Genomic DNA, 23,761 nt, shown 5'->3' on the forward strand with positions numbered 1-23,761 from the left:
AGTCTGAACACTAACGCATCGGCTGAAATGTGGAAACAGGGGGGGATATACAGTTAAAAATAAGTAGGTTAAAGAAACGGGGAGACTAACGTGAGTTCTGGATTTGATTACGATTTAGTGATTATTGGCGCGGGTGTAGGTGGACATGGCGCAGCCCTACACGCCGTCAACTACGGTTTGAAAACAGCGATTATCGAAGCAGCAGACATGGGTGGAACCTGTGTTAACCGGGGCTGTATTCCCTCTAAGGCGTTGCTGGCTGCTTCGGGAAGGGTGCGGGAGTTACGCAACGCTCACCATCTGAAATCTTTGGGAATTCAAATTGGTAATGTAGAATTTGATCGGCAAGCGATCGCAGATCACGCCGATAATCTTGTTTCTAAAATTCAAGGCGACTTAACCAACAGCCTCAAACGCTTAGGAGTCGATATCATTCGGGGTTGGGGAAAATTAGCCGGTTCGCAAAAAGTCACCGTCTCTACAACAGATAAGGGTGAAAAAACCATCACCGCGCAAAATATCATTCTTTCCCCTGGTTCTGTTCCCTTCGTTCCTCCGGGAATTGAAGTAGACGGCAAAACTGTCTTTACCAGCGACCAAGGGGTAAAATTAGAATCTCTACCCCAGTGGATAGCAATTATTGGTAGTGGTTACATCGGTTTAGAATTTTCTGATATTTACACCGCTTTGGGCTGTGAAGTGACAATGATTGAAGCCCTAGATGTGTTAATGCCAGGATTTGACCGTGATATTGCTAAACTGGCAGAACGGGTTTTAATTACTCCCCGTGATATTGAAACCAAAGTGGGAATATACGCGAAAAGAATCATTCCTGGTTCTCCCGTGGTAATTGAATTAGCAAATTTCCAAACTAAAGAAGATTTAGAAGTATTGGAAGTTGATGCTTGTTTAGTAGCTACAGGTCGCATCCCCGCAACCAAAAATCTTGGTTTAGATTCTGTGGGTGTGGAACTGGATAAACGGAATTTTATCCCTGTTAACGACGGGATGGCGGTACTTTCAGCAGGTGAAGTAGTTCCCCATCTGTATGCAATTGGTGATGCTAACGGGAAGATGATGTTAGCTCACGCGGCTTCGGCTCAAGGTATAATTGCGGTAGAAAATATCCTTGGTAAAGGTAAAAAAATAGACTATCGCAGCATTCCCGCAGCAGCTTTTACCCACCCCGAAGTTAGTTATGTGGGTTTACCAGAAACAGCCGCCCAAGAATTGGGTTTAGCTGAAGGATTTGAAATTGGTACTGCTAAGAGTTACTTCAAAGGCAATTCTAAAGCTTTAGCAGAAAATGAAGCCGATGGTATCGCTAAAGTGATTTATCGTAAAGATACAGGTGAAGTCTTAGGTGTGCATATTTTCGGTTTACACGCTGCTGATTTAATTCACGAAGCATCCGCCGCAGTTGCTAACCGTCAATCTGTAAAAGACCTCGCTTATTTAGTTCATGCCCATCCTACTCTTTCAGAAGTGCTGGATGAAGCTTACAAACGAGCGATCGCAAGTTAGGTAATGGGTAATTGGTAATGGGTAATTGGTAATTGATTATTCTCTCCAATTTCCCGTTACCTATTCCCTGTTCCCTGTTCCCTATTCCCTATTCCCTAAAGTAATGCAAATCCGTCGTCGTTCACCTAATCCAGCTATTGATGTATCTATTATTCGCTACCAAGCAATTTTAAAGGATGCACCGCCAAATCATATTTTAGAAGAAATTGTTTGGCAAAAAGAAATAGAAGTTGAGCAAATGCGGGAAAAGCTGCCTTTGCAAGAATTGCAGAAACAAGCCCTCTCTGCACCTCCTACCCGTGATTTTGTCGCCGCATTACGTCAAGGTAAAACCAAACCCGCCCTAATTGCCGAAGTAAAAAAAGCTTCTCCTAGTAAGGGGGTTTTACGCGCAGATTTTGACCCAGTAGAAATTGCTAAAGCTTATCAAGAAGGTGGTGCTAGTTGTCTTTCTGTACTCACAGATAAGAAGTTTTTTCAAGGTAGTTTTGAAAACTTATCTCTAGTACGTGCTGCCGTAGATTTGCCATTGCTATGTAAGGAATTTATCATCTATCCTTATCAAATGTATTTGGCACGAGTTAATGGCGCAGATGCGATTTTATTAATTGCGGCAATTCTCAGTGATCAAGATTTACAATACTTTGTCAAAATTGCTAATAACCTAAAAATGGCAGTTTTGATAGAAGTCCATAGTTTAGAAGAACTCGACAGGGTTTTAGCCTTAGATGGTGTTTCTTTAGTTGGTATAAATAATCGCAACTTAGAGGATTTTTCTGTTGACTTACAAACTACTTGTCAATTACTGAAAGACAGAGGTAGTCAATTACAGGACAGAAATATTCTGGTAGTGAGTGAATCAGGAATTCATACCCCAGAGGATTTAAGTGTAGTGGAAACAGTCGGCGCATCAGCTGTACTGATTGGTGAGTCTTTGGTAAAACAACCAGATCCGAAATTAGCAATTACTAATCTGTTTGGTAAATAGGACTGGGGACTGGGAAGAGAGCAGGGGAGCAGGGGAGCAGGGGAGAAAATTCTTTCCCAATTACCAATTACCAATTACCAATTACCAAACTTTGTTTGCTATGTAACAATTTAGTTGGTAAGAGATAAACTCTTGTTAAGCTAAAATCTCACATTGGCAATCTTACATGAATTTCATGGAGCAACTTCCTCTACCTGCGCCTATCCACTACGAACTTATACTGCAACTGTTAGAAAAGCAAACAATGAGTGCTGTAAATAACAACCAGGATTTACGGCACGAGGTCAATCAGCTTATTATTACCCTGCGAAAAGCTGCGGCACAACAAAAGCGATTAGAGGAAATTTGTAAAGCTTCCTCTTTCGCTGTGGATCACCGTTGGTCACTCAATCATCTTGGGGAAAAAACTATTAATCCTGATTGATACTTAGAGCAGATGTCACTCACTAAGTTACTATAAACTGATGACAACTGATTGAATTTGTAGATAAATATCTAAAATTTGCCATCAGATTTAAGCATCCTCACACAATTTTGACTTTTATTGGATTTTTAGGATAGAGATAATGGACAATAAGTTGATGTTGATGATTCCTGGTCCTACCCCAGTTCCAGAAGCTGCTTTACTGGCATTAGCTAAACACCCCATCGGACACCGCAGCGGTGAATTTAGCAGCATGATGGGTGAGGTGACAGAAAACCTGAAATGGCTGCACCAAACCCAAAGTGATGTACTAATGCTGAATGTTAGCGGTACTGGTGCGGTAGAAGCGGGGATGATTAATTTTCTTTCCCCAGGCGATCGCATTTTAGTTGGTTCTAATGGTAAATTCGGTGAACGCTGGGTAGAAGTTGGTCAAGCTTTTGGTTTGAATGTGGAAACTGTCACCGCAGAATGGGGACAACCTTTAGACCCTGCTAAATTTGGGGAAATATTGCAAGCTGACACTAACAAAGAAATCAAAGCTGTAATTATCACCCACAGCGAAACTTCAACAGGTGTCATTAATGATTTGGTAGCTATCAATAGTCATGTAAAAGCACACGGTGAAGCTTTAATTATTGTTGATGCCGTTACCAGCTTGGGTGCTTACAATGTAGCTGTCGATGCTTTGGGTTTGGATGTAGTTGCTTCCGGTTCCCAAAAAGGTTACATGATACCTCCCGGTTTAGGATTTGTGTCTGTGAGTCCTAAAGCTTGGGAAGCTTACAAAACTGCGAAATTGCCAAAATATTATTTAGATTTAGGTAAATATCGCAAAGCTACCACTAAAAATACAACTCCTTTTACTCCCCCAGTTAACTTAATGGTGGCATTACACACCACCTTGGGGATGATGAAAAAAGAGGGTTTGGAGTCCATTTTTGCCCGTCATGAACGCCAAAAGAATGCGACCCGCGCAGCGATGAAAGCTTTAAATTTACCATTGTTTGCGGCTGATGAATGCGCTAGTCCAGCTATTACCGCTGTATCAGTACCAGGAATGGAAGCGGATAAAATTCGGTCATTGATGAAAAAGCGGTTTGATATTGCTTTAGCTGGTGGTCAAGACCATCTGAGTAATAAAATTTTCCGTATTGGTCACTTGGGATTTGTGAGCGATCGCGATATCCTCAGCTGTATAGCATCATTGGAAATTGTGCTTTCAGAACTTGGCTATGAAAACTTTACCCCTGGTGCTGGTATAGCCGCAGCAGGGAAAGTTTTTGGATAAGGTAGGTGACTGGGGACTGGGGACTGGTGACAGCAAGAAGGGAATAGGGAGATGGGGAGAATAAATAAATAATTATCTGTTCCCTGTTCCCTGTTAAGAGTTCCCTGTTCCCTGACTCCTGACATTAAAAAGGCGAGTGTTTGATCAACTCGCCTTTTTATTTTGGATGTCAATGAGCAAAAACTCTTAGCATCTATTTTAATTTTCCTATCTATCAAACTTTGCAAAGAGCAGAGTTGATTTGACATACCTCAATTCTCCTGAAGTAGCTCAACCGTTCCACATTGAATTTGCATACAGTTAGCCGCCAGAATATTTGCCAGCAATAGATTTTCTGGTTTTCCATTGCTGATTTATGCAGTTTCCAACCAATCATAAATTTGTTCTAACTGCTCTAGGGTAATCAATCCATACTGCCACAGGATCATGGTTAAAGAGCCTGTATCTTGCTCACGATGACGCAAAGCCACAGCCAGAGAAGCTGCTGAAATTGCCAAATCTTCTTGGAGAAAATTAATTAAACGAGAATATCTTGATGGTGCCATTTGTATCTCACCTCCTTGAGTAGAGTGTATTATCATATATCCTTCCTTCATTTCTCAGTGATCTCAAGCCAGTATTTGATGTGTCACTGTGCTATGACTGAATAAATCTGTTAATTAAGGCAAAACTAATGTTTTATTTCTCTGAGAGCAGATGATGTTCACTCCTGCCAGAGTTTTTTACAGAAAAGTAACTTTCGTACTGCTTGTTTCCCCCCATCTGAAGTAGCACTAACTCGCTTGTTAAATAGGCTTCATCCTGTTTAGCTTTTTTTTGCTGGATGTGATTACATCTGGAGTATCCAAGTTTCCATAGCCTATACTCCTCTATTGATGACTATTTACACTTATGTCAAAAGAAGGATTTTTATAGTTAAACTTTGAAGCCGGGATTTTAGCTGTGGAAAAGCCAGGTCTAATGTTATGAGAGCTACTGGTAAATATTAACCTCTAAATGATACGGAATAGTTTTTTTACCATAGGATCTTCATACAAACTTGATAGATTCTTCACACAGGGAATGGAGAGCAGGGGAGCAGGGGAGATGGGGAGATGGGGAGATGGGGAGAATAATGTATTACCTCCTGACTCCTGACTCTGTGCAATTGCTCCACTTGGGCAAAGAAGCCCAAAACAGCATTGATCTCTACCTGCTGACACTAAGAAGCACTAGACTTTCAGAACTCAATTTTTACCGTGTCACCTACTTGTAAACCTAATTCCGTAGCTCGTCTGGATCTGAGTTCAATTACTTGGTCTATTGGCACGTTAGGACCGTAGGTGGGACAAGGTTCACTATTACAGGGAGGTGCAGCAGTCTGAATATATTGGATTACCCCATTGTGAAGAAATACCATATCCAAAGATACGGGGACATTCTTCATCCAGAATCTGACTGGTTGGGCTGAGGGAAATACAAACAACATACCTCTGTCATCTGGTAAAGCTGGTCGATACATCAATCCCATCATCTGCTGTTCTGGTGTTTCTGCTACTTCTAAGTTGATTGTTGCCCCGTTGGAAAAAGTCGCTTGAGCAGAAATTGGCAAATTTTGACCTTGAGGGGCTTGTGCTTGAACTTGAGAAGCTGATGTAGCAGTAGGTTTAGCTGTGCTTGGGGGAGAACAGCCTATGAGTAAAATACTCAGTAATATAGAAAACGAAGTTGCGTGACGAAACATAAGCAGCTGAAAATTCAAGTTTCTAAATGGACTAGTGCAAGAAGGCAAAAGGCAAAAGGCAAGAGGTATCAGGTAAATAATTAAGGTTTTTTAATTTAGATTTCGATTTTACAGAAATTTCCACAAAATAGCCCGCTATTTGCAATTATTTTTTTGGTCATCAAAACTTCCACCCTTGTTGAGGTTGGGAGGCTAAAACGCTTAAATGTAACTTGATATACCTTATGAGGGATTAGTGACCCTATTGCATATCGCCTTTTCCCAATTACCAATTACCAATTACCAGTCACAACTAGAAGCCACATAACTTGGGTCAATTTCTAAAAAGGTCTATATTCAATCGAGAAGTAAAGTCCATTTTCTTGTAAAGTATTTCCGGTTTTATCGACGTTAACTAGGGGAATACCCCAATCAAATCTGGCGTTAAAATTTTGACCTACTAATAAGCGTAAGCCTACACCCACTGAAAATAGGGTTTTTTGTTTGATGTCTACATCAGAACTAGAGTGATTCCAAACAGTACCCAAATCAAAAAAGGGACTTAATTCTAAGGTGGTTTGCCATTTAGGAACGCGAAGAATTGCGGTACGAACTTCTGCGGAGGCAAATAAGCCATTATCAGCTAATAAATAATCCTGTCGATAACCACGCACACTCTGTTGGCCACCGGCGCTAAATTGCTCTAGTGCAACTAAAGGGCGATCGCTCAATTGAATATCTGACCTCAATAATAATGTTGTATCTGGTGTTAATAACCGCAAATATTGAGTTTGTCCACGCCATGTTAAAAACTGACTATCAGGCTCTGTATCATTATTTGTGGCGTTAAAAGCATTAATTCCCAAGTTAAATTGCGATCGCATCGCAAAAACTTGCTGACTATCTCGCTGTGTATATTCCTGAAAAAAGCGGAGTGCAGAAATTCTCACTTCTCCTTGATCATTTGCACCTGGAGATAAAGGAAAAGCTTCACCTAAAAGTGTGGTTTCTGATTCTTGTCTGGAAGCTGTTAACCCCATGGTAAATTCTTTGGTGGGGCTTTGATACAGGGGTTGACGGTAGGTAAGTTGATAGTTGCGGGATGCAGATTGAATATCTAAGACGTTGAAAGGGTCTTCAATAATGTTGGTACTGGTGCGACTGTAGCTCAAGCCGATAGTACCGTTGTGGGGGTTAATTGGGAAAGTATAGCTGAGATCATCGAGGGAGTTGCTACCGTCAGTGTTGATATAGCCAACACGAAAGCGATCGCCAAATCCGAAAAGATTGTTGTGATTGATTTGCAGTTGACGACGTACACTACCAACACTAGGCGATCGCTGATTATCAATACTGATCTGCCCAGAAAAAGCGTCAGCTTCTCGCACTTTAATTTCTAATACGCTCACACCAGCACGAGAACCGGCAGCTAATTCTGCTGATAAATTAGCAATTAAAGGATCAAGTTGCAGCATTTGCAAAGCTTGAAGCAAGCGATTTTGATCCAAAGGTGCTTTCGTTGCTAATGCCAATCTACTGCGTACATAACCAGGGCGCAATCTGTTTAACCCGGAAATATTAATTGATTCGACTTTACCTTCAATTACTGCAATTTTTACCACTCCATCTTTTAATTCTTGGGGAGGAATAAAAGCTCCAGAAGTGATATAACCCTGCTCTAAATATAATTCATTAATGACTTCTTTAGCTTTCAATAATTCAGCAAAAGAAATAGGGGTATTTGTAAAATCTTTAAGTTTATTTGCCAGTTCTTCTTGACTGAAAACTGTACTACCAATAACTTCAAACTTTGTAACTGTAATTGTCCCAGGAATATCTCCTAGTGATGGCTGGGGAGTCGTTGGAGTTGTATCTGGTTTGGGAAGTAATTCTTCTAGGGGTGGTAAGGGTGTTTCTGGTAAAGGTAAGGGTGTTTCTGGTAGAGGTCCAAGATTAGGTAATACGAATACTGGCAGTTGTTTTTCTGTTTCCCTGAGTTGCTCAGATGTTGGTGTGACAGTTTGGCTAATTATTTGAGCATTGACTGGTAATAGAAGGCTGGAAATAAAAAATTCGCAAGACAAAATGTAAAAATAAAGTATGGATTTTTTTAACTTTTTATTTTTAATGATCCTGAGTTGATTTTTCACTTTTCCCCACACACCTTAATTTCAAACTGACGATTTAACAATTATTGAATCAAACACAATACTTGCTTTTTATTGAATAAATAAGTTAAAATTGCTATTTTATTACTGTCTCTATTTCCGAGAATATATAAGCTAGGGCGGAAAACAATAACAATGTTTTTTGTGTAAAATCTCAGACAATTGTTACTTTAATCATAGCAGTAAATGTAATTAGCTTATTGCTTACTTGATTGTTATTTGATTTATAATTCATGACAAGCCCAGCAAAGACAGCCCATATAGCTGCATAATTCTAGCCTGCGGGTGATTTTATGGATCAATAAAATTAGTTACAGTTATAGTTAATACCAATTTTGTATGAAGATGCGCTAATGTGCAAGAAATAAAAATGAACCACGAAGACACGTTCGCGTAGCGTCCCGTTAGGGATAGGACACGAAGAGAAGAGGCAAGGAGATAATTTGGGCTTTAACACTGAGCGAAGCGATGCACTGAGCTTGTCGAAGTACCGAAGTGTAAAATTTAGCAGTCGCAGAATCAAAACTAAGCTTTATAAAGCAGGTAATGGTAAACTGATTCACGCTGATATTAATGGTAGTTTAAATATTTTAAAAAAAGTAGTCCCGACAGCTTTTAGTCTAGGGATAGAGGGCGTTGTAGTCCGCCCTGTTGGGGTTATTCCCGGCAAACAAACGGCATGACATATTTGTCTATGCTTTTTGGAACTATTTATCAACCTACTCAGGTTTTACGAAAATAGTTAGCAGTACGGGACCTAATAAATAATAATGACCTAAACACAAAAGTCCAGCACCAGAGCCTAGTTGTTGACGTTGTTCTTGATTATAAAATTTAATTCCAGCCGGAGAATTTGCCATAAATTGAAATGCTGAATTATTAGCAGTTATATCAACTAAATAAAATCTTCCACCGGGAGCAAGTACCCGCGCTACTTCACTTAACACTCTTTCTGGTTGAGAATAATGTAAGAAACTGATAGTGTTAAAAACAGCATCAAATTGACCTTCAGCAAAAGGAAGTGATTCCGCATTACCTTCCAGATAAATTAATCGTGGACGATGGTGATTACTTTGTCTAGCTACGCGCAACATTTGGGGAGATAAATCTAAACCTGTACCGCGTAAGTCAGGAAACTCACTGGCTAATCTATTTAGTAAGCGTCCGGTTCCACAACCTAAGTCAAGAACGTTGGCATTTGCTGGGAGTTCAATTTTGGAAATTAATCTTTTATGGATAGCTTGGTAGATAAAAGAAGGAAATGTCCAATCGTAACTTGATGCCCAACGATCAAAGATTTGTTTTTTATTATTGATAAATTTATTCATAGATGACAGGGATGAGGAAATAGTTATCTATATCTATTGTAATTTTAATTTGCTCCTGTCAGGGCGGGCTGTCCTGCCTCCTGCCCATCCCACAAGAGTTTTACACAAGAAGATCCCCCCAAACCCCTTAGAAAGAGGGGTTAAGAGATGTTATCAGTAACAGGGTTTTGGTGAAGTTGTATTACTGCTCACAAAGTAGCTACCAGTTCCTGTAATCTTTCTCTTCCGTCTCGAAATACAGACCAACCATCTCCGACTAAAACCGCTTGCACTTTTGTTAATTCGGCTAAAGAGCGAACCGAAGCAATAGCTTGTTCTCGATTTAGTAACTTGTTGTCTGGTAAGATTGTCAAGCTACCCGCTGAAGGCGATCGCACCAAATCACCAGTAATTAAAGTTGTTTCCTCTAGTAGTAAAGCTAGTTCACCGGGAGTTTTCGAGCCTTGCAGTTCAATCACTTTTAGTCCTGGTACTAATTCTTCACCATCTGTCAACCAGCGATCGCAAGGGATGGGGAAATTTTCCTTCTCAGCTAGGGGTGCAGCAATTTTGGCATAGGTTTGATTAGCAATTTCCTTGGCTGACCGGAGATGATCTGAGTTTGTCAGTACAATCCAAACCACACCACCGAGAGATTCCAGATGATTCCAATCATGGTTTGATAAAGCTACTGGATCAATTAAGATATTACCCTCTGGACGAATCCAGGCGAACCCATTAAAATCAATATTTCTTGTCGGGTTAAAACAAGACCAGGTATATAAATCGGGACGGTGCAGAGATTTCATGTTGATTCTGGCTTGTGAACCTTCTATAGTTTGTGTTGATTAGGCAGCATCAATAACAATCTATCATTCATACTTCCCTAATTGCGAAAATTTTGCAGTTTCTGTTGTCACAAGCATAGGCAATTGAGCATGAATCGGTTAAATACTGGATACTTTTATAACATGGCGCATTTGCGAGGTTCCCGCCAAGAAGTAGATTTTCTAGCTATATGTAGAGACATTATTGTGAACATTGCAACACCCAGATCCCCGACTTCTGACATCAATTCATAATTTATTTACAAGATAAAAAAAGAAGTCGGGGATCTTATTTTTCACGACTCATTGAGCATTGCTATATAACATTTATAAATTTGTAGGGGTAAAGCGCATTGCTGAATTCTTAGTCAGTCATGTAGAGCTACAAGATATAATTTAATTTATGTTAAAAACATCAGCCATAAGATAGAAGGCAAAAAGCGGTTAATCGAAGTTAATCAATATTGTCATCAGCAAAAGATGACCTTAGTATTGAGAACACAATAACTCTCTATTAAGACACTCAAGTTCCAAGTTAGAAGCTGAGAAGTTGGATAAAATCTAATTAAGTCAGCGGGAAAAAACCGAAGTATGTAACAAAAAGTAAATTCACCAAAACCCTCTTCCCCGTTCCCCGTTAAGAGTTCCCTGTTCCCTTGTCATAACGACAATTTTTAACGCCCACTTACTTAATTTTTCATCAGAGAGGTTACTGTACAAATTTGGTAGAACTTACTGCCAAAGTAGCCATAAATCCTCTGTCCTTTTTGCTAATATTCATTGTCGGAATTATCGGCTGATAAATTCAGGTCTTAAAGCATTATTTACCCTTGAGAAAGTGGGAATTAATGTTGTAATTAGTCCAATTCAAGACTATAACTTCGCATCAAAAAATCAGGAGTATTTTCTATGATGATGATGATGACTGAATCCATGACTACTGAAATGCAAACTTGCTTGAACGCTTGCATGGAATGTCATAAGATATGCTTGGAAACCATGACATACTGCATTACCAAAGGTGGTAGGCACATGGATATGGGGATGATGAGCATGATGCGCGACTGCTCAGAAATGTGCATGATGTGTACGAGCATGATGATGAATGGTTCCGAGTTCATGGGTCGTACTTGTATGCTGTGTGCAGAAATGTGCGATCGCACTGCCGCAGCTTGTGAAACAATGAGTGATGATAACAAGATGAGGGAATGTGCCGCAGCTTGCCGGAGATGTGCGGAAACTTGCAGATCGATGCAAATGGCGCGTGCTTAATTTGATTAACTAGCAGAATTTTCTCTGCAACCTATTCAGGCGCTCAGGCTTTTTTGGTTTGGGCGCTTACGGTTTTTGAACGGATTTTTATGTATCGGAAAACAGAGGATGAATTAAAATGAAAATAAACAGCGAGTAGGAAGTATGAGTAAAACATCAGTCAAAAATCTATACGAACAAGATTTTTCTCTTTGGGTTGAGGATACAGTAAGTAAATTAAAAGCACGAGATAATGATAATTTAGATTGGGATAATTTAATTGAAGAGGTAGAGTCTTTGGGGAAAAGTCAGCGTAAAACTGTCAGGAGTTTTTTGGTGCGTTTATTGGAACATTTGTTAAAGCGGTGTTATGTACCAATGTCAGACTGTTATCGGGGTTGGGAAATCGAAATTAGAAATTTTCGTCAACGGTTACAAATTGAGTTAGAAGACTCACCAAGTTTGAAAGGTTTCGTTTTAGAAATTCTTACTAAAAGCTATGAAATGGCTTTGGAAAATGTCAGAGATGGTTATCCTGATGTTTATTTTTCTGAAGTTTGTCCATTTCCTAGTGATGTAGATGCTTTGTTAACTAAGAAGTTTTGGGAAGAATAATGATTATTTGTGGTAGGGGTTTAGCAATGCTAAACTCTTACAAACACGATACATATACATAATTTTTATTTGCTTTTAGTTAAATACAGTACACTAGATATAAGTGCCATACAGAGATTAATGGTAAAACTCTGTGTTGCTGAAGAAAGCAGATTTGCAATTTTTAACTTATCTCATATATAATTATGTGTGCTTTAATTTAAAACCATATTTTTCAAAAAAATAAGGTTAATTTATTGTGTCTATTAAACATAAAAAGCTAACGCATTTTTTAATTCACTGAAAATAGAACATAGGTAATATTGTTACTTCCCATCTATTCATGCTACTAACGCAGCTTAATTACCATTAAATCTCTTATTTGTCAATACCTCAATTTCTGACCATCAAATAACAGCATCGAATTTTGGCAAAATTTGTTTCAGAAGTCCTTGATTAATTTATTAAGTTTTGTATTATTTCTTGTTTGCAATTTCTGAAGTGTTTATAGATAAAGGCTTTCAAAGTTATACCTTCAACTCAATCTTACAAATAGACACAATAATCGAAATTACAAATTCTCATAAATGATAGCAGATAGCTGAAAGTATTGCAACCTCGTTGATCAATAGAAATAATTCTCAATTAATTGTTAAGAAAATATAAAGGGAAAATTCTGGGAATTATAAATTTTTAAACTATTGGAAGAGTTGCATAAGTGTTACTTATTAAATGCACAATAGAGAGCGATCGCTTTTTACTGCCTTAATAAAATGGAATGTGTTAAAGTAGCTTACTGTCACTACTGTTTATTTATTGAAACACAGTAAATTATCCTGTAAATCCTCAAATTCTGTAAATCCTGATTCAGATAAATTCTCGTTTCCATACTCTGTATGGGAATGAATTCTAGAAGGCAGAGCCTTCGCTGAGATTTCTGTTAGAGGCAGAGCCTCTTAATAGCATTCCCAGCCGGAGACTGGGAACGAGAGGATTAAAGAATATTCAGCACCCTCCTTAATAAGGCTTGATCTTCGGGCTTGGGTTTAAGACGACCATTTTCTACATCACGAATCCAACTTTGACTTTTACCTGTCAGTTTTGCTAATTCCCTTTGGGAAATATTAATACTTTTGCGGGCTTGCAAAACCTGTTCAGCTAATAAATCATCTGGGCTTTTGAGAACTCTTTTATTCCTAACAGTACGCCGCTTTTTTTTCTCTGCTTCTGAACTTAACTGTTCCCATTCTGGTGGCAGTTCAAAAGATAAAATCCGCGCATTCATCAGCATATTCCATTTACCACGGGGTCCGCTATCTGTGAGCCGATGATCACCACCACCGTCATTAATCCAAAATTCTAAAGCTTCATCTGGATCTTCGGGAATATCAACTAATTTAGCCCACAAAGGTTGGATTTCTGTTGGGTAGGTAACTGGGTCAAAAATTGCCTTGACCCCATAATGATTGAGAACTTCCAAATCATTTTCAAATGTTCGCAATAAACGTTTACGTTCATCTCGTAATCTGGAAGCTAGGTTAATTTTTTCCTCACCATAAGCAACACGCAGTAAGGTAGGAACAGTGATGCGTTGTTCTCTACCCATTTTGGTTTTAAAAAGTAACCATAACATCAGTCTTACTGCGCCTTCATGTTGTTGCCAAAGGCTCATAACTGTAGTTAACAGCGTTTTCGGTAGACTACCATATTGATAGAAGCCAGTACGCTCTTTACAGCCTTGTTTATTTAAGAAATGCTGCGCCCAAATACCTGCTTTGACTTTAAATGTCAGTCCGATCAGATATTTACACCCTTCCTTATCTTCTTGAAAGTGGTGCTGAATATCTGTTAAATGCCACAAACGACTTTCTTTCACAGAAAATCCGGGAACTTTACCCCGTTGCGGCCAGTCAATGGAAACAACAAGTGAGCAAGCTTGCTGAACGATGTTCTTGATTAAACACAGCTTGGCGATTTTGTTGAGGTCTTTGCGTTTTTCTAACCCCAAGTATTTTTCAATTTGGCGTTCATCAATCGCAAATTCTTGATCCCACGGTTGATCTAAGACTGTAGCATGGGCAGCAAAAATCAGATGAATACAAGCAGCACGAATATCCAGATTTTCAATTGCTTGTAAATTTTGTGCCAGGTTGCTAACTTGAAATGGGTCTTCGATGTGAAAAGAAATTGCACCCCGACCTTGATTAACTTGTCGGCTATAGTGTAAATTACCTTCTGCATCTGTTTCCCAGTTTAATGATTTACGTTGTGCTAGTAGGTTGCAAGCTTCCCAGATAACTATTGCCGAAGCAAATGGGTGATTCTTGCCATTAGAAAACAAATCAGGGCTGGTAGGTTCTCGCGCGTCAACTTTGCATCTGCCTTTTTTTGCTTGCCAAGGTATAGGAGAATTTGTTGGACAAGCAATTACACATTGCGGTTCTGGATAGTAACCCTCGCAATTGTTACAAAGACAAGGATCAATCCAATATTCGTTATTTTCGATTTTAATTGCACCCGTAGGACATTGGGGTCGGCAGTTGTCACATCCATCGCAATTTTTGTTAGGAATTGTATAAGGCATAAGGCTTCTTCCTACTCCAATTGCTGAGATGTTTGGCTCAAGTCTCCCCTCCATGTCTCCTCTTGATTCATAACTTGCTACCAAATTATCTCCATGACAAGAAAGGTTCTTCTCGCCTCATTAATTACCCACATCCAAGGATGTATGTTGTATCAAATAGGAAGCTATTTAAGTCCTTGAAACTCAGGCTTCATTGCTTCTTCATTAACTATACATTTCATAAAGATTTCAATAAGATTGTTCATACTGAGCTTGGAAAGATTTCTTAATATTTGCCTCAAAATTTATCCTCATTAGCGTTTATTTTTGACATACAAATATTAGCCAATTGTTTTTGGTTAACATCTCACATTATTCTAAGTAGTTGAAATTTAACTTCTTAATGTTATTAACTGTTAACTCAATATTATTTTTGCAATTAAAGGTACAGTATTTTCAGAAATGCTGTTGTTTAATGGTAATCAAATAATCTTAAAATATAACTTTTGTCTAACTATAGTAGTTCTAAATCATAAATCCTGCGGACACGCTACGCGAAGACATAAGCCGTGCGTTACCACTACGTGAACAACAATCAAATATGAGTCCTATATATTCATACTGTTCAGTTAGAGAAATGGGAAATGCTTGCCCACTCAGGTTAAAAAACTGCCGTTTTATTCCGCAAAGCTTTCATGCTTTCAGCTTGCTTTAGTACACGTTCGGTAATGCGATCGCACACTAAGTCACAAAGATCAAAAATCATCGGGTCAACAATCTCGTAAAAGGCACTTGTACCTTTGGTTTGACGAGATAAAATTCCTGCCTGAGTTAACACTTTCAGATGTTTAGACAGATTTGCCTGCCCCAAACCAGTCACTTCCGCAATTTCCATCACATTCATCGAACCTGACTTCAGACAAGTCAAAATCTGCAACCGACTCGCCTCTGATAGCACTTTGAAATAGTCAGCAACCGCCAAGAGAATGGCTGGATCAGTATCGGATGGCTTCGTTTTTGGCATAGCAATCTTTAGCGCCATAATTGTTTCATAACTAATTAGCATTATAACGAACTGTTAATTAACTGCGGTGAACAAAGGTCAAACTGATCTGCTAAAATTACTGTAAAGTTATTTAGTTAATAAGTGGATAACTGTCTTAATACCCCTGATCTTGTTTTTAATACTCAATTACGAAATTGTCATAAATTATGGATGTAAATAAAATTTTAAACCGCTATCAGGCGGGAGAACGCAGCTTTCAGCGCATCAATCTACAAGAAGCAGAGCTAACAAATGCTAACCTCACAGGTGCAGATTTTAGTTACGCCGATTTACGTCAAACACGACTTGGTAAAAGTAACTTCAGCCAAGCCTGTCTAAGGGAAGCAGACCTAAGCGAAGCCATCCTTTAGACATCTCCGGTAATTAAATGTGCGTGGTTTGAAACCCTTGTAGAGACGTTCCGCCGGAACGTCTCTACCATATTTCCGGAGAGGTCTTTTGGGGAACAGACTTGACGGGAGCTAGTTTACAAGGTGCCTCCCAAGTCCAGGGAAAGTTTAAAATCACCCATGGCTTTATTGAGAAATCCCGCATGACGAGCTTCATCACGCGCCATCAGTTGAAAGATTTCCGCTAATAAAGGATTACGTTGTTTTAGCTGCCGTGATAATTCTTTAAATAGCAAAAACCCCGAAAACTCGGAAATACAAGAGCGAGCGTCAATTTCAATTATACCGTCGTGGTCGTTACGTTGAATTTAACCTAGTGTACGACCGAGGAACGGTGTTTGGGCTGCAAACCAATGGCCGGACAGAATCTATTTTAAAGCTAAATGTGGTTGGCGTTGGTGGGAAATTGATATTACTTGGTGGATGATTGGATTATTGAAAACATTAGGTTTGGCGAAAAATGTTAACCTCCCACCTAATAATTATCGTTTCACCTTGAGGATGTTTGCAAAGTATCAAACTTAATTCTGATCCCCCCTAACTTCCTTGAAAAGGAGGGAATTTAGGGGGATATATAAGTATTTTATAGCAGGAGTCAGGAGTAAAACCCTGTTGTAGTAGGAGTTTCATTATCAATTGATGTCCTAACTACCCTGTACATGGCTATATATCACAGAAAGAAGTTTTTAGACATCCTTTTAAAGAAGAAAAAGGAAAATCATTCTTGTTAAGAACTAATATCATGTAATATGAATAAAAAATAGTAATTATTATCAATAATGAAGAAATCATCAAGTCATCAAAATTTGATAAAAAAGTTAATTTTTATTATCAAAACTAAAAAATAGTAGGCTACTATTAAGAGTAAATCACCAACTAATTTGTAAGCAAAATTGCTGAGGATAGATTCATGGCAACATTAACAGGAGTAAGATTTGGCGGTGGGACTTGGACACCTAAATTTGCTACAGAAATTGACAAAGATAAATGTATCGGTTGTGGCAGATGTATTAAAGTATGTGGTCACAAGGTTTTAGGTTTGATGGCATTGAATGAAGAAGGTGAATTTGTCGAAGACGAAGATGATGAAGAAATTGAACGCAAAGTCATGACAGTTGCTCATCCAGAAAACTGTATTGGTTGTGAAGCTTGTTCTCGGATTTGTCCCAAGAATTGTTATTCTCATGCAACATTAGACAAATAAGACTTTTGGGAATTAACTAAAGTCAGTAAATGAGAAGGAGACATTGTTTAAATCCGTAGTTCAGCCTAGCCAGGTAATTAGAGGGGAATACTCAATCCTTACTTAAATTAGTTAAAAAGTTCATCATAAACAAAAACATAAATTAGAAATTGTTATTACTTAACAAAATTGAAAAACAAGATTCCCGATTTCTCATAGAGGTTGGGAATTTGAGGCTTTCAATTTTCCCCGAACAAAATTATAATTTGTAATATTTTGGGGGAGAGATATGAAAAAATATGGAAGTTTCGACATTTTTGATTAGGTACAAGTTAGAACGGTAATAAGTGAAAATCAAAAACCTAAGAATTCAGGAGTCAGGAGGAAGAGGTGACAGGTAACAGGTGACAGGTAACAGTAAGAAGAGAATAGGAATTCAGGAGCAAGAATTAATTTTTTTTCCTCTATTCCCCACACCCGACACCCGACACCCGACACCCGACACCCTGTTCCAGTAAGAACTAAAAAAGAGCAGGTAGTATGCAAAAAGTTCCTGTGTCGTTATGGACGCTGTTAGCTGGGATGATAATTTCCCCTATCAGCATTTGGATTGGTCAAAATCACCATTTACTGCCTGTACAAGCATCACAACAAGCGCCTTTGGTAGACGGATTTTTTAATATCATGTTTACCATTGCGATCGCTCTTTTTCTGGTAGTTGAAGGGACGATTCTAATTTTCTTGTTTATCTATCGTCGCCGTCCAGGAGACAATAGTGATGGTACACCCGTAGAAGGTAATTTAGCCTTAGAAATCTTTTGGACAGCAGTACCAACTGTCATTGTTATTGTTCTAGGTATCTACAGTGTAGATGTTTATAACCAAATGGGAGGTTTAGAACCGGGTAGTCATCCTCATGGCCATGTGGCGATGGCTGCTAGTATGAATGATGGTTCTCAATCTTTAGCTGCTCCTAATATTGGTATTGGTGGAAGTCCTCAAACTCAAGGTAAACCAGCAGATTTGGTAGTTGATGTTAAAGGGATTCAGTTTGCTTGGTTGTTTAACTATCCCGAAACTGGTATTGCTGCTGGTGAATTACACGTTCCCGTTGGTGCTGATGTGCAGTTAAACTTATCAGCAGATGATGTAATTCATTCCTTCTGGGTTCCTCAATTTCGACTCAAACAAGATGCTATTCCTGGTGTACCCACAGAACTCAGATTTGTCGCTACAAAACCTGGTACATATCCTGTAGTTTGTGCAGAATTGTGTGGGGGTTATCACGGTTCAATGCGGACACAGGTAATTGTTCACAGCCAAGAAGATTTTGATAGCTGGTTAACAGAAAATCAGTTAGCTCAAAAGCAAGGACAGCCTCAAATTGTAGCAGTAAATCCTGCTAATTTATCAACTTCTGATTTTCTTGCGCCCTACATCAATGATATGAGAGTGAGTACAGAAACTGTTGAGTCATTAGTCGTAAGGGCGAAGCATTCGGGCGATCAATGATCAGTTTTTTCCAAAGGCTATTTTCCGAATGCTTCGCCCGTACATTAGTCATTAGTTTTTGACTACTGATAACTCATAACTGATAAAAACATGACACAAATAGAATTTCCACCAAATATGCCACCAGAAGATAATGAACAAGAAACTATGGTGGTTTCTCACAATAAACATCCCCAAGCATGGAAATTGAAGGATTACTTCACCTTTAATATTGATCACAAAGTAATTGGGATTCAATATTTGGTGACGGCCTTTGTATTTTATTTGATTGGTGGGTTGATGGCGATCGCACTTCGCACCGAATTAGCCACACCAGATTCCGATTTTCTTGATCCAAATCTGTATAACGCCTTCATGACAAATCACGGAACAATCATGATTTTCCTCTGGATTGTTCCCAGTGCAATTGGCGGATTTGGTAACTATCTAGTTCCCTTAATGATGGGTGCTAGAGATATGGCGTTTCCTAAATTAAATGCGATCGCCTTTTGGTTAAATCCACCCGCAGGTTTACTATTATTAGGTAGTTTCATTTTTGGTGGTTCTCAATCAGGTTGGACAGCTTACCCACCTTTAAGTTTAATTACCGCCAACAACGCTCAAACAATGTGGATTTTAGCCATTGTTTTAGTGGGAACTTCCTCAATTTTAGGTTCACTCAACTTTGTCATCACTATTTTGATGATGAAAGTTCCTAGCATGAAATGGGATCAAGTTCCCTTATTTTGCTGGGCAATTTTAGCAACTTCCATCCTCGCACTTTTATCTACACCAGTATTAGCAGCAGGTTTAATTCTGCTGTTATTTGACATCAACTTTGGCACTTCTTTCTTCAAACCAGATGCAGGTGGTAACGTCGTTATTTACCAACATTTATTCTGGTTTTATTCCCATCCGGCAGTTTATTTAATGATTCTGCCGATTTTCGGGATTATGTCAGAAGTAATTCCCACCCATGCACGAAAACCGATTTTTGGATATAAAGCGATCGCTTATTCCAGTGTCGCTATTTGCGTCGTCGGTTTATTCGTTTGGGTACACCATATGTTTACCAGTGGAACACCCGGATGGATGCGGATGTTCTTCACTATTTCCACACTTATAGTTGCAGTTCCCACAGGTGTCAAAATCTTCGGTTGGGTAGCAACACTTTGGGGTGGAAAAATCCGGTTTACCACCGCCATGTTATTCGCCATTGGTTTATTATCAATGTTCGTCATGGGTGGTTTAAGCGGCGTAACCATGGGAACAGCACCCTTTGATGTTCACGTCCACGATACATATTATGTAGTCGCACATTTCCACTACGTTTTATTTGGTGGTTCTGTATTTGGTATTTACGCAGGTATCTATCATTGGTTCCCCAAAATGACAGGTAGAATGATGAATGAAACCTGGGGAAGAGTTCATTTTGTTCTGACCTTAATTGGTACTAACTTAACATTTTTACCCATGCACGAACTCGGTTTACAAGGAATGCCTCGCCGAGTTGCCATGTATGACCCCCAATTTGTGAGCTTAAACCAGCTTTGCACCATTGGCGCATTCATTTTGGGTATTTCTGTAATTCCCTTCGCTTACAACGCCATTAACAGTTGGAGAAACGGTGAATTTGCAGGTGATAATCCTTGGGAAAGTTTAACTTTAGAATGGACAACCAGTTCACCTCCAATTATTGAAAACTGGGAAGTTTTACCTGTCGTCACTCATGGACCCTATGACTATGGCCATAACCATGATGAATCTTCATCGGTGACAGAAGTTGTAAGTTAAATGTAGGTTGGGTTGACGTAAGGAAACCCAACATTTGGGAATGTAAGGAAACCCCATATTTTGGGGGTTTGTTGGGTTGCGCTGTCGCTTAACCCAACCTACATCTATTCATCATTCAGTAGGTAAATGAAATGACTGCAATTACAACAAGTGAACATCACGAAGGTGGACACGAAGCACATCCAGATTTAAGAGTTTGGGGACTGTTGACTTTTCTGGTTTCTGAATCTTTGATGTTTGGCGGATTTTTTGCTACCTATTTATTTTTTAAAGGTACTACCGCAGTTTGGCCACCAGAAGGAACAGAAGTAGAATTATTTATTCCCACAATTAACACTATCATCCTCGTTTCTAGTAGTTTTGTCATTCACTTTGGTGATATGGCAATTAAAAGAAATAGTGTTGGTTGGATGCGGTTTTGGTATTTTATCACCGCAGTTATGGGTGCTGTATTCCTAGCCGGTCAGGTTTATGAATACCAGAATTTAGGCTATGGTTTAACTACCAACCTCTTCGCTAATTGCTTTTATATCATGACAGGTTTCCACGGGTTACACGTCTTTATTGGACTGTTGTTAATCTTGGGAGTATTATGGCGTTCTTTGCGTCGTGGCCATTATTCTGCTGTTAAACATACAGGCATAGAAATGGCAGAAATTTACTGGCACTTTGTTGATATTATTTGGATTGTTCTCTTCACTTTGGTTTACATCCTCAACGCATTTTAATTTGGTAATTGGTAATGTTCAGATCCCCGACTTCTCAGATTAATCATGTCAATAAATGATAAATTCTTAAAAGCAGTCGGGGATCTTTGCTGGACAACTAAAATCCTGTAAATTCTTAAATCCTGGATATCCTGTATCCCTTACGGGAGGCGTAAGCCATTTCTAACAATTAGCCGCAATTCTGCTATAATTATGATCACTTCAATGTAATCGGTGACAGCATAATGATTACCACTGTTGAGCGTCGTTATAGTTTAGATGAATATCGCGCCATTGAAGAAAAAGCTGAAGGGCGCAATGAATATCATGATGGAGAAATTGTACCAATGCCAGGAGGATCACTCAACCACAGCCGTATCGGTGGTAACATTTTTTCATTTCTAAAATTTCTTCTCCGTGATAGTCAGTTTGAGCCAATTAATAGCGATTTACGTTTATGGATACCTGAATATAGAAGGGGTTTATATCCAGATGTGATGGTTTTTGCAAGTGAACCACAATTAAATGAAAATCGCAATGATGAAGTTTTAAATCCTACCTTAATTATAGAAGTATTATCTTCTTCTACCGCAGATTATGACCATAAAGACAAGTTTAGAATGTATCGTTCAATTAGCAGTTTTTGTGAATATTTATTAGTTGAACAAGATGAAATTTTTATAGAAAAATATAGTAAACAATGTCAAGGTTGGTTATTAAGTGATTTTAATAATTTAGAAAAATCTATTACTTTAGAGTCAATTGGGGTTGAATTACCAATAGCAGAAATTTATCGTGGTGTTGTTTTTGGATAAGCAATATTCAGATCCCCGACTTCTTAGAACAATCATCTTATTTAATGATAAATTTCTCAAAGAAGTCCGGGATCTTGGAGTTAAGCATATTAGAGAAAGGACTTGACAAAAATCGTAGTTTCAACTATGTTTATGTTATATTTGGGAAAGAGTGCGCCCATATATAACAAGTTTTTATATTGTAGATATCTGGTAGAGAAGTTTCAGCTAAAACTTTCAGCTTATGAAAACCAAATTACCAACCTTATCAGAATCTCTCTACAACCAAGATTTTCATCTTTGGGTAGAATCAACCATCAAAATATTAGAACAAAAAAGATTTGATCAATTAGATATCGAAAATTTAATTTCTGAAATAGAAAGCATGGGGAATAATGATAAAAAATCAGTTAAAAGTAACTTGAGAATTTTATTAATGCACTTACTAAAATGGCAGTATCAACCAGAAAAAAGAACAAATAGCTGGCGTACAACAATTAAAGAACATCGTAACCGATTAGAGGATGATTTTGCAGATAGTCCTAGTTTAAAGAACTACTATTTAGAAATATTCAATGAATGTTATCAAAAAGCGAGAGATTTAGCTTCTTCAGAAACAGGTTTATCTATATCTGTGTTTCCTGTGGAATGTCCTTTTAATACTGATTTGGTTCTCAAATCTGATTTTTTCCCAGAATAAGATAGCAGTTTTTTACCAATGTGCAACAATTTAGCACCTTTGTTTTATCCACCCACCTAACTCTACTCTAAACTAATAAAGTTAACCGTTGCTAAAGGAACTCCTTCTCCTCGTTCTAATTCTTCACCTGCTTCATTGACTTTAACCCTAACATCCTCTACCCATTCTTCATATTCTCGCTGTTTTTCCTGCAAAAGCTGTAGAGCTTGATTAATCAAAGCTTCAGCATTAGGAAATCTGCCTTGAGCTAACTGATTTTGAATAAACTGTTCTTGTTCTGGTTTTAAGGTAATATTCATCGCCTATTTCCTGTATTTTAAATAGACTGTAACTGATATTTTAATTATAAACTGGTAAAGGATAGAAACATAGCGAGACGCAAAACGGCATTCTTCAGGATCGTCACTCCAATAAGCGCCACGCAACTGCTTTAAATCATCTCGGCTAATCCAAACACTACCGCCTGTAGGCGCGTTTATATAATTTTCCTGCCAGTCATCTTCACACCACTTCCATACATTCCCGTGCATATCATACAAACCAAAAGAGTTAGGGAAAAAAGTTCCTACATCAGTTGTTTGCTGTCGATATTGACCTTTCGCACCGGATTTATAAGCATAATTACCGTTGTAGTTTACCAAGTCAGTGGGGATTTTCGTAAATACAGTCAGGATTGAGACATTGACTCATGGTAGTTGCTGGGGATATCTAGTGATGATTGTAGCATGGAGATGTCTGAATCAGGATGGTATTATTTGTCACAATCTGAATATTTCCTAGTTATGTGTAAGTTATGATTTTGGTTATTTATTATTTTTCAAGATAGATATTGAGATAATCTAAAATTTACAGAATGATGTGTAGTCCATGCCATAAGATGAAGTAGAGGATTTATCCTTCAGATGAAGTACGGCAAACAAATACTTTTTTATCTTACCGTCATTCACGAGAATGATATTATTATAAGTACCTCTCTAGTCTAAAAAATGCTATCATCT

At 38.5% G+C, this 23,761-nt stretch carries 22 protein-coding genes and 3 pseudogenes; 15 read left to right on the forward strand and 10 right to left on the reverse strand.

The annotated features are described in order from the left end of the window. Window positions 1–90 precede the first annotated feature (90 nt). From lpdA to H6G06_RS13070, 4 genes are all read left to right on the forward strand, one after another. Window positions 91–1,524 (forward strand): dihydrolipoyl dehydrogenase, encoded by a 1,434-nt coding sequence (lpdA, locus tag H6G06_RS13055; protein WP_190560713.1) that lies wholly within the window; start codon window positions 91–93, stop codon window positions 1,522–1,524. Window positions 1,525–1,627: 103 nt separating this feature from the next. Then, a complete protein-coding gene (gene trpC, locus H6G06_RS13060; RefSeq protein ID WP_190560715.1) occupies window positions 1,628–2,512 on the forward strand; it encodes an indole-3-glycerol phosphate synthase TrpC in 885 nt (294 codons plus the stop codon). A 175-nt stretch (window positions 2,513–2,687) separates the two neighbouring features. Then, the gene (locus H6G06_RS13065; RefSeq protein WP_190560717.1) at window positions 2,688–2,936 is read left to right on the forward strand and encodes a DUF5340 domain-containing protein; all 249 of its coding nucleotides are present in this window, start codon (window positions 2,688–2,690) and stop codon (window positions 2,934–2,936) included. Window positions 2,937–3,078: 142 nt separating this feature from the next. After that, complete coding sequence (locus H6G06_RS13070) at window positions 3,079–4,227, forward strand: pyridoxal-phosphate-dependent aminotransferase family protein (protein WP_190560719.1); 1,149 nt, start codon at window positions 3,079–3,081, stop codon at window positions 4,225–4,227. Window positions 4,228–4,580: 353 nt separating this feature from the next. Here H6G06_RS13070 and H6G06_RS13075 read toward each other — a convergent pair whose 3' ends face one another. The 3 genes from H6G06_RS13075 to H6G06_RS13085 all read right to left on the reverse strand — a co-directional run bounded on the left by H6G06_RS13075 (window position 4,581) and on the right by H6G06_RS13085 (window position 8,013). Next, entirely contained in the window at window positions 4,581–4,808 is a 228-nt protein-coding gene (locus tag H6G06_RS13075; RefSeq protein WP_190560721.1) for a DUF2949 domain-containing protein, read from the reverse strand. A 638-nt stretch (window positions 4,809–5,446) separates the two neighbouring features. Further along, a complete protein-coding gene (locus H6G06_RS13080) occupies window positions 5,447–5,950 on the reverse strand; it encodes a DUF192 domain-containing protein (RefSeq protein ID WP_190560723.1) in 504 nt (167 codons plus the stop codon). Window positions 5,951–6,270: 320 nt separating this feature from the next. Then, the gene (locus H6G06_RS13085; protein ID WP_199306684.1) at window positions 6,271–8,013 is read right to left on the reverse strand and encodes a ShlB/FhaC/HecB family hemolysin secretion/activation protein; all 1,743 of its coding nucleotides are present in this window, start codon (window positions 8,011–8,013) and stop codon (window positions 6,271–6,273) included. Between the two features lie 527 nt (window positions 8,014–8,540). Here H6G06_RS13085 and H6G06_RS13090 point away from each other — a divergent pair. Beyond that, window positions 8,541–8,780, forward strand: a complete 240-nt coding sequence (locus H6G06_RS13090; protein ID WP_242039687.1) for a transposase — start codon at window positions 8,541–8,543, stop codon at window positions 8,778–8,780. Between the two features lie 36 nt (window positions 8,781–8,816). Here H6G06_RS13090 and H6G06_RS13095 read toward each other — a convergent pair whose 3' ends face one another. Next, the gene (locus tag H6G06_RS13095; RefSeq protein ID WP_190560725.1) at window positions 8,817–9,425 is read right to left on the reverse strand and encodes a class I SAM-dependent methyltransferase; all 609 of its coding nucleotides are present in this window, start codon (window positions 9,423–9,425) and stop codon (window positions 8,817–8,819) included. Window positions 9,426–9,613: 188 nt separating this feature from the next. Continuing rightward, window positions 9,614–10,213, reverse strand: a complete 600-nt coding sequence (locus tag H6G06_RS13100; RefSeq protein ID WP_190560727.1) for an MBL fold metallo-hydrolase — start codon at window positions 10,211–10,213, stop codon at window positions 9,614–9,616. 927 nt (window positions 10,214–11,140) lie between these two features. Between H6G06_RS13100 and H6G06_RS13105 the strand changes: the two genes are divergently transcribed. Both H6G06_RS13105 and H6G06_RS13110 read left to right on the forward strand, forming a co-directional pair. Further along, window positions 11,141–11,503, forward strand: coding sequence for a four-helix bundle copper-binding protein (locus tag H6G06_RS13105; RefSeq protein WP_190560729.1), 363 nt, complete (start codon window positions 11,141–11,143; stop codon window positions 11,501–11,503). 144 nt (window positions 11,504–11,647) lie between these two features. Further along, complete coding sequence (locus H6G06_RS13110) at window positions 11,648–12,097, forward strand: DUF29 domain-containing protein (protein WP_190560731.1); 450 nt, start codon at window positions 11,648–11,650, stop codon at window positions 12,095–12,097. 973 nt (window positions 12,098–13,070) lie between these two features. Here H6G06_RS13110 and H6G06_RS13115 read toward each other — a convergent pair. Further along, entirely contained in the window at window positions 13,071–14,660 is a 1,590-nt protein-coding gene (locus H6G06_RS13115) for a helix-turn-helix domain-containing protein (protein ID WP_190560733.1), read from the reverse strand. Between the two features lie 640 nt (window positions 14,661–15,300). Next, window positions 15,301–15,663 carry an ArsR/SmtB family transcription factor gene (locus tag H6G06_RS13120; protein WP_190560958.1) on the reverse strand — a complete coding sequence of 121 codons (363 nt, stop codon included), beginning with the start codon at window positions 15,661–15,663 and terminating at the stop codon, window positions 15,301–15,303. A gap of 188 nt (window positions 15,664–15,851) precedes the next feature. On the opposite strand from H6G06_RS13120, the pseudogene H6G06_RS13125 reads away from it, so the two are divergent. After that, a pseudogene (locus H6G06_RS13125) lies at window positions 15,852–16,052 on the forward strand (pentapeptide repeat-containing protein); the annotation flags it as partial. A gap of 134 nt (window positions 16,053–16,186) precedes the next feature. Here the strand turns inward: H6G06_RS13125 and H6G06_RS13130 are convergent. Beyond that, a pseudogene (locus H6G06_RS13130) lies at window positions 16,187–16,375 on the reverse strand (ferritin family protein); the annotation flags it as partial. On the opposite strand from H6G06_RS13130, the pseudogene H6G06_RS13135 reads away from it, so the two are divergent. From H6G06_RS13135 to H6G06_RS13165, 7 genes and pseudogenes are all read left to right on the forward strand, one after another. Further along, window positions 16,360–16,470: pseudogene (locus H6G06_RS13135) on the forward strand (coproporphyrinogen III oxidase); the annotation flags it as partial. The pseudogenes H6G06_RS13130 and H6G06_RS13135 overlap by 16 nt on opposite strands. A gap of 534 nt (window positions 16,471–17,004) precedes the next feature. After that, window positions 17,005–17,298: a ferredoxin III, nif-specific gene (gene fdxB, locus H6G06_RS13140; protein WP_190560735.1), complete on the forward strand. Its 294-nt coding sequence runs from the start codon at window positions 17,005–17,007 to the stop codon at window positions 17,296–17,298. A 519-nt stretch (window positions 17,299–17,817) separates the two neighbouring features. Next, on the forward strand, window positions 17,818–18,789 hold the full coding sequence (locus tag H6G06_RS13145) for a cytochrome c oxidase subunit II (RefSeq protein WP_190560737.1): 972 nt from the start codon (window positions 17,818–17,820) through the stop codon (window positions 18,787–18,789). 90 nt (window positions 18,790–18,879) lie between these two features. Next, on the forward strand, window positions 18,880–20,562 hold the full coding sequence (ctaD, locus tag H6G06_RS13150; protein ID WP_190560739.1) for a cytochrome c oxidase subunit I: 1,683 nt from the start codon (window positions 18,880–18,882) through the stop codon (window positions 20,560–20,562). 131 nt (window positions 20,563–20,693) lie between these two features. After that, complete coding sequence (locus H6G06_RS13155) at window positions 20,694–21,290, forward strand: cytochrome c oxidase subunit 3 (RefSeq protein WP_190560741.1); 597 nt, start codon at window positions 20,694–20,696, stop codon at window positions 21,288–21,290. Window positions 21,291–21,514: 224 nt separating this feature from the next. Then, window positions 21,515–22,084 (forward strand): Uma2 family endonuclease, encoded by a 570-nt coding sequence (locus H6G06_RS13160; protein ID WP_190560743.1) that lies wholly within the window; start codon window positions 21,515–21,517, stop codon window positions 22,082–22,084. Window positions 22,085–22,307: 223 nt separating this feature from the next. Then, window positions 22,308–22,763 carry a DUF29 domain-containing protein gene (locus tag H6G06_RS13165; protein ID WP_190560745.1) on the forward strand — a complete coding sequence of 152 codons (456 nt, stop codon included), beginning with the start codon at window positions 22,308–22,310 and terminating at the stop codon, window positions 22,761–22,763. A 62-nt stretch (window positions 22,764–22,825) separates the two neighbouring features. Here the strand turns inward: H6G06_RS13165 and H6G06_RS13170 are convergent, their stop codons facing one another. Further along, window positions 22,826–23,062 carry a ribbon-helix-helix domain-containing protein gene (locus H6G06_RS13170; RefSeq protein WP_190560747.1) on the reverse strand — a complete coding sequence of 79 codons (237 nt, stop codon included), beginning with the start codon at window positions 23,060–23,062 and terminating at the stop codon, window positions 22,826–22,828. 3 nt (window positions 23,063–23,065) lie between these two features. After that, the gene (locus tag H6G06_RS13175) at window positions 23,066–23,404 is read right to left on the reverse strand and encodes a formylglycine-generating enzyme family protein (protein ID WP_242039688.1); all 339 of its coding nucleotides are present in this window, start codon (window positions 23,402–23,404) and stop codon (window positions 23,066–23,068) included. Between the last annotated feature and the right edge of the window lie 357 nt (window positions 23,405–23,761).

This window comes from Anabaena sphaerica FACHB-251 (assembly GCF_014696825.1).
Taxonomy (GTDB): Bacteria; Cyanobacteriota; Cyanobacteriia; order Cyanobacteriales; family Nostocaceae; genus RDYJ01.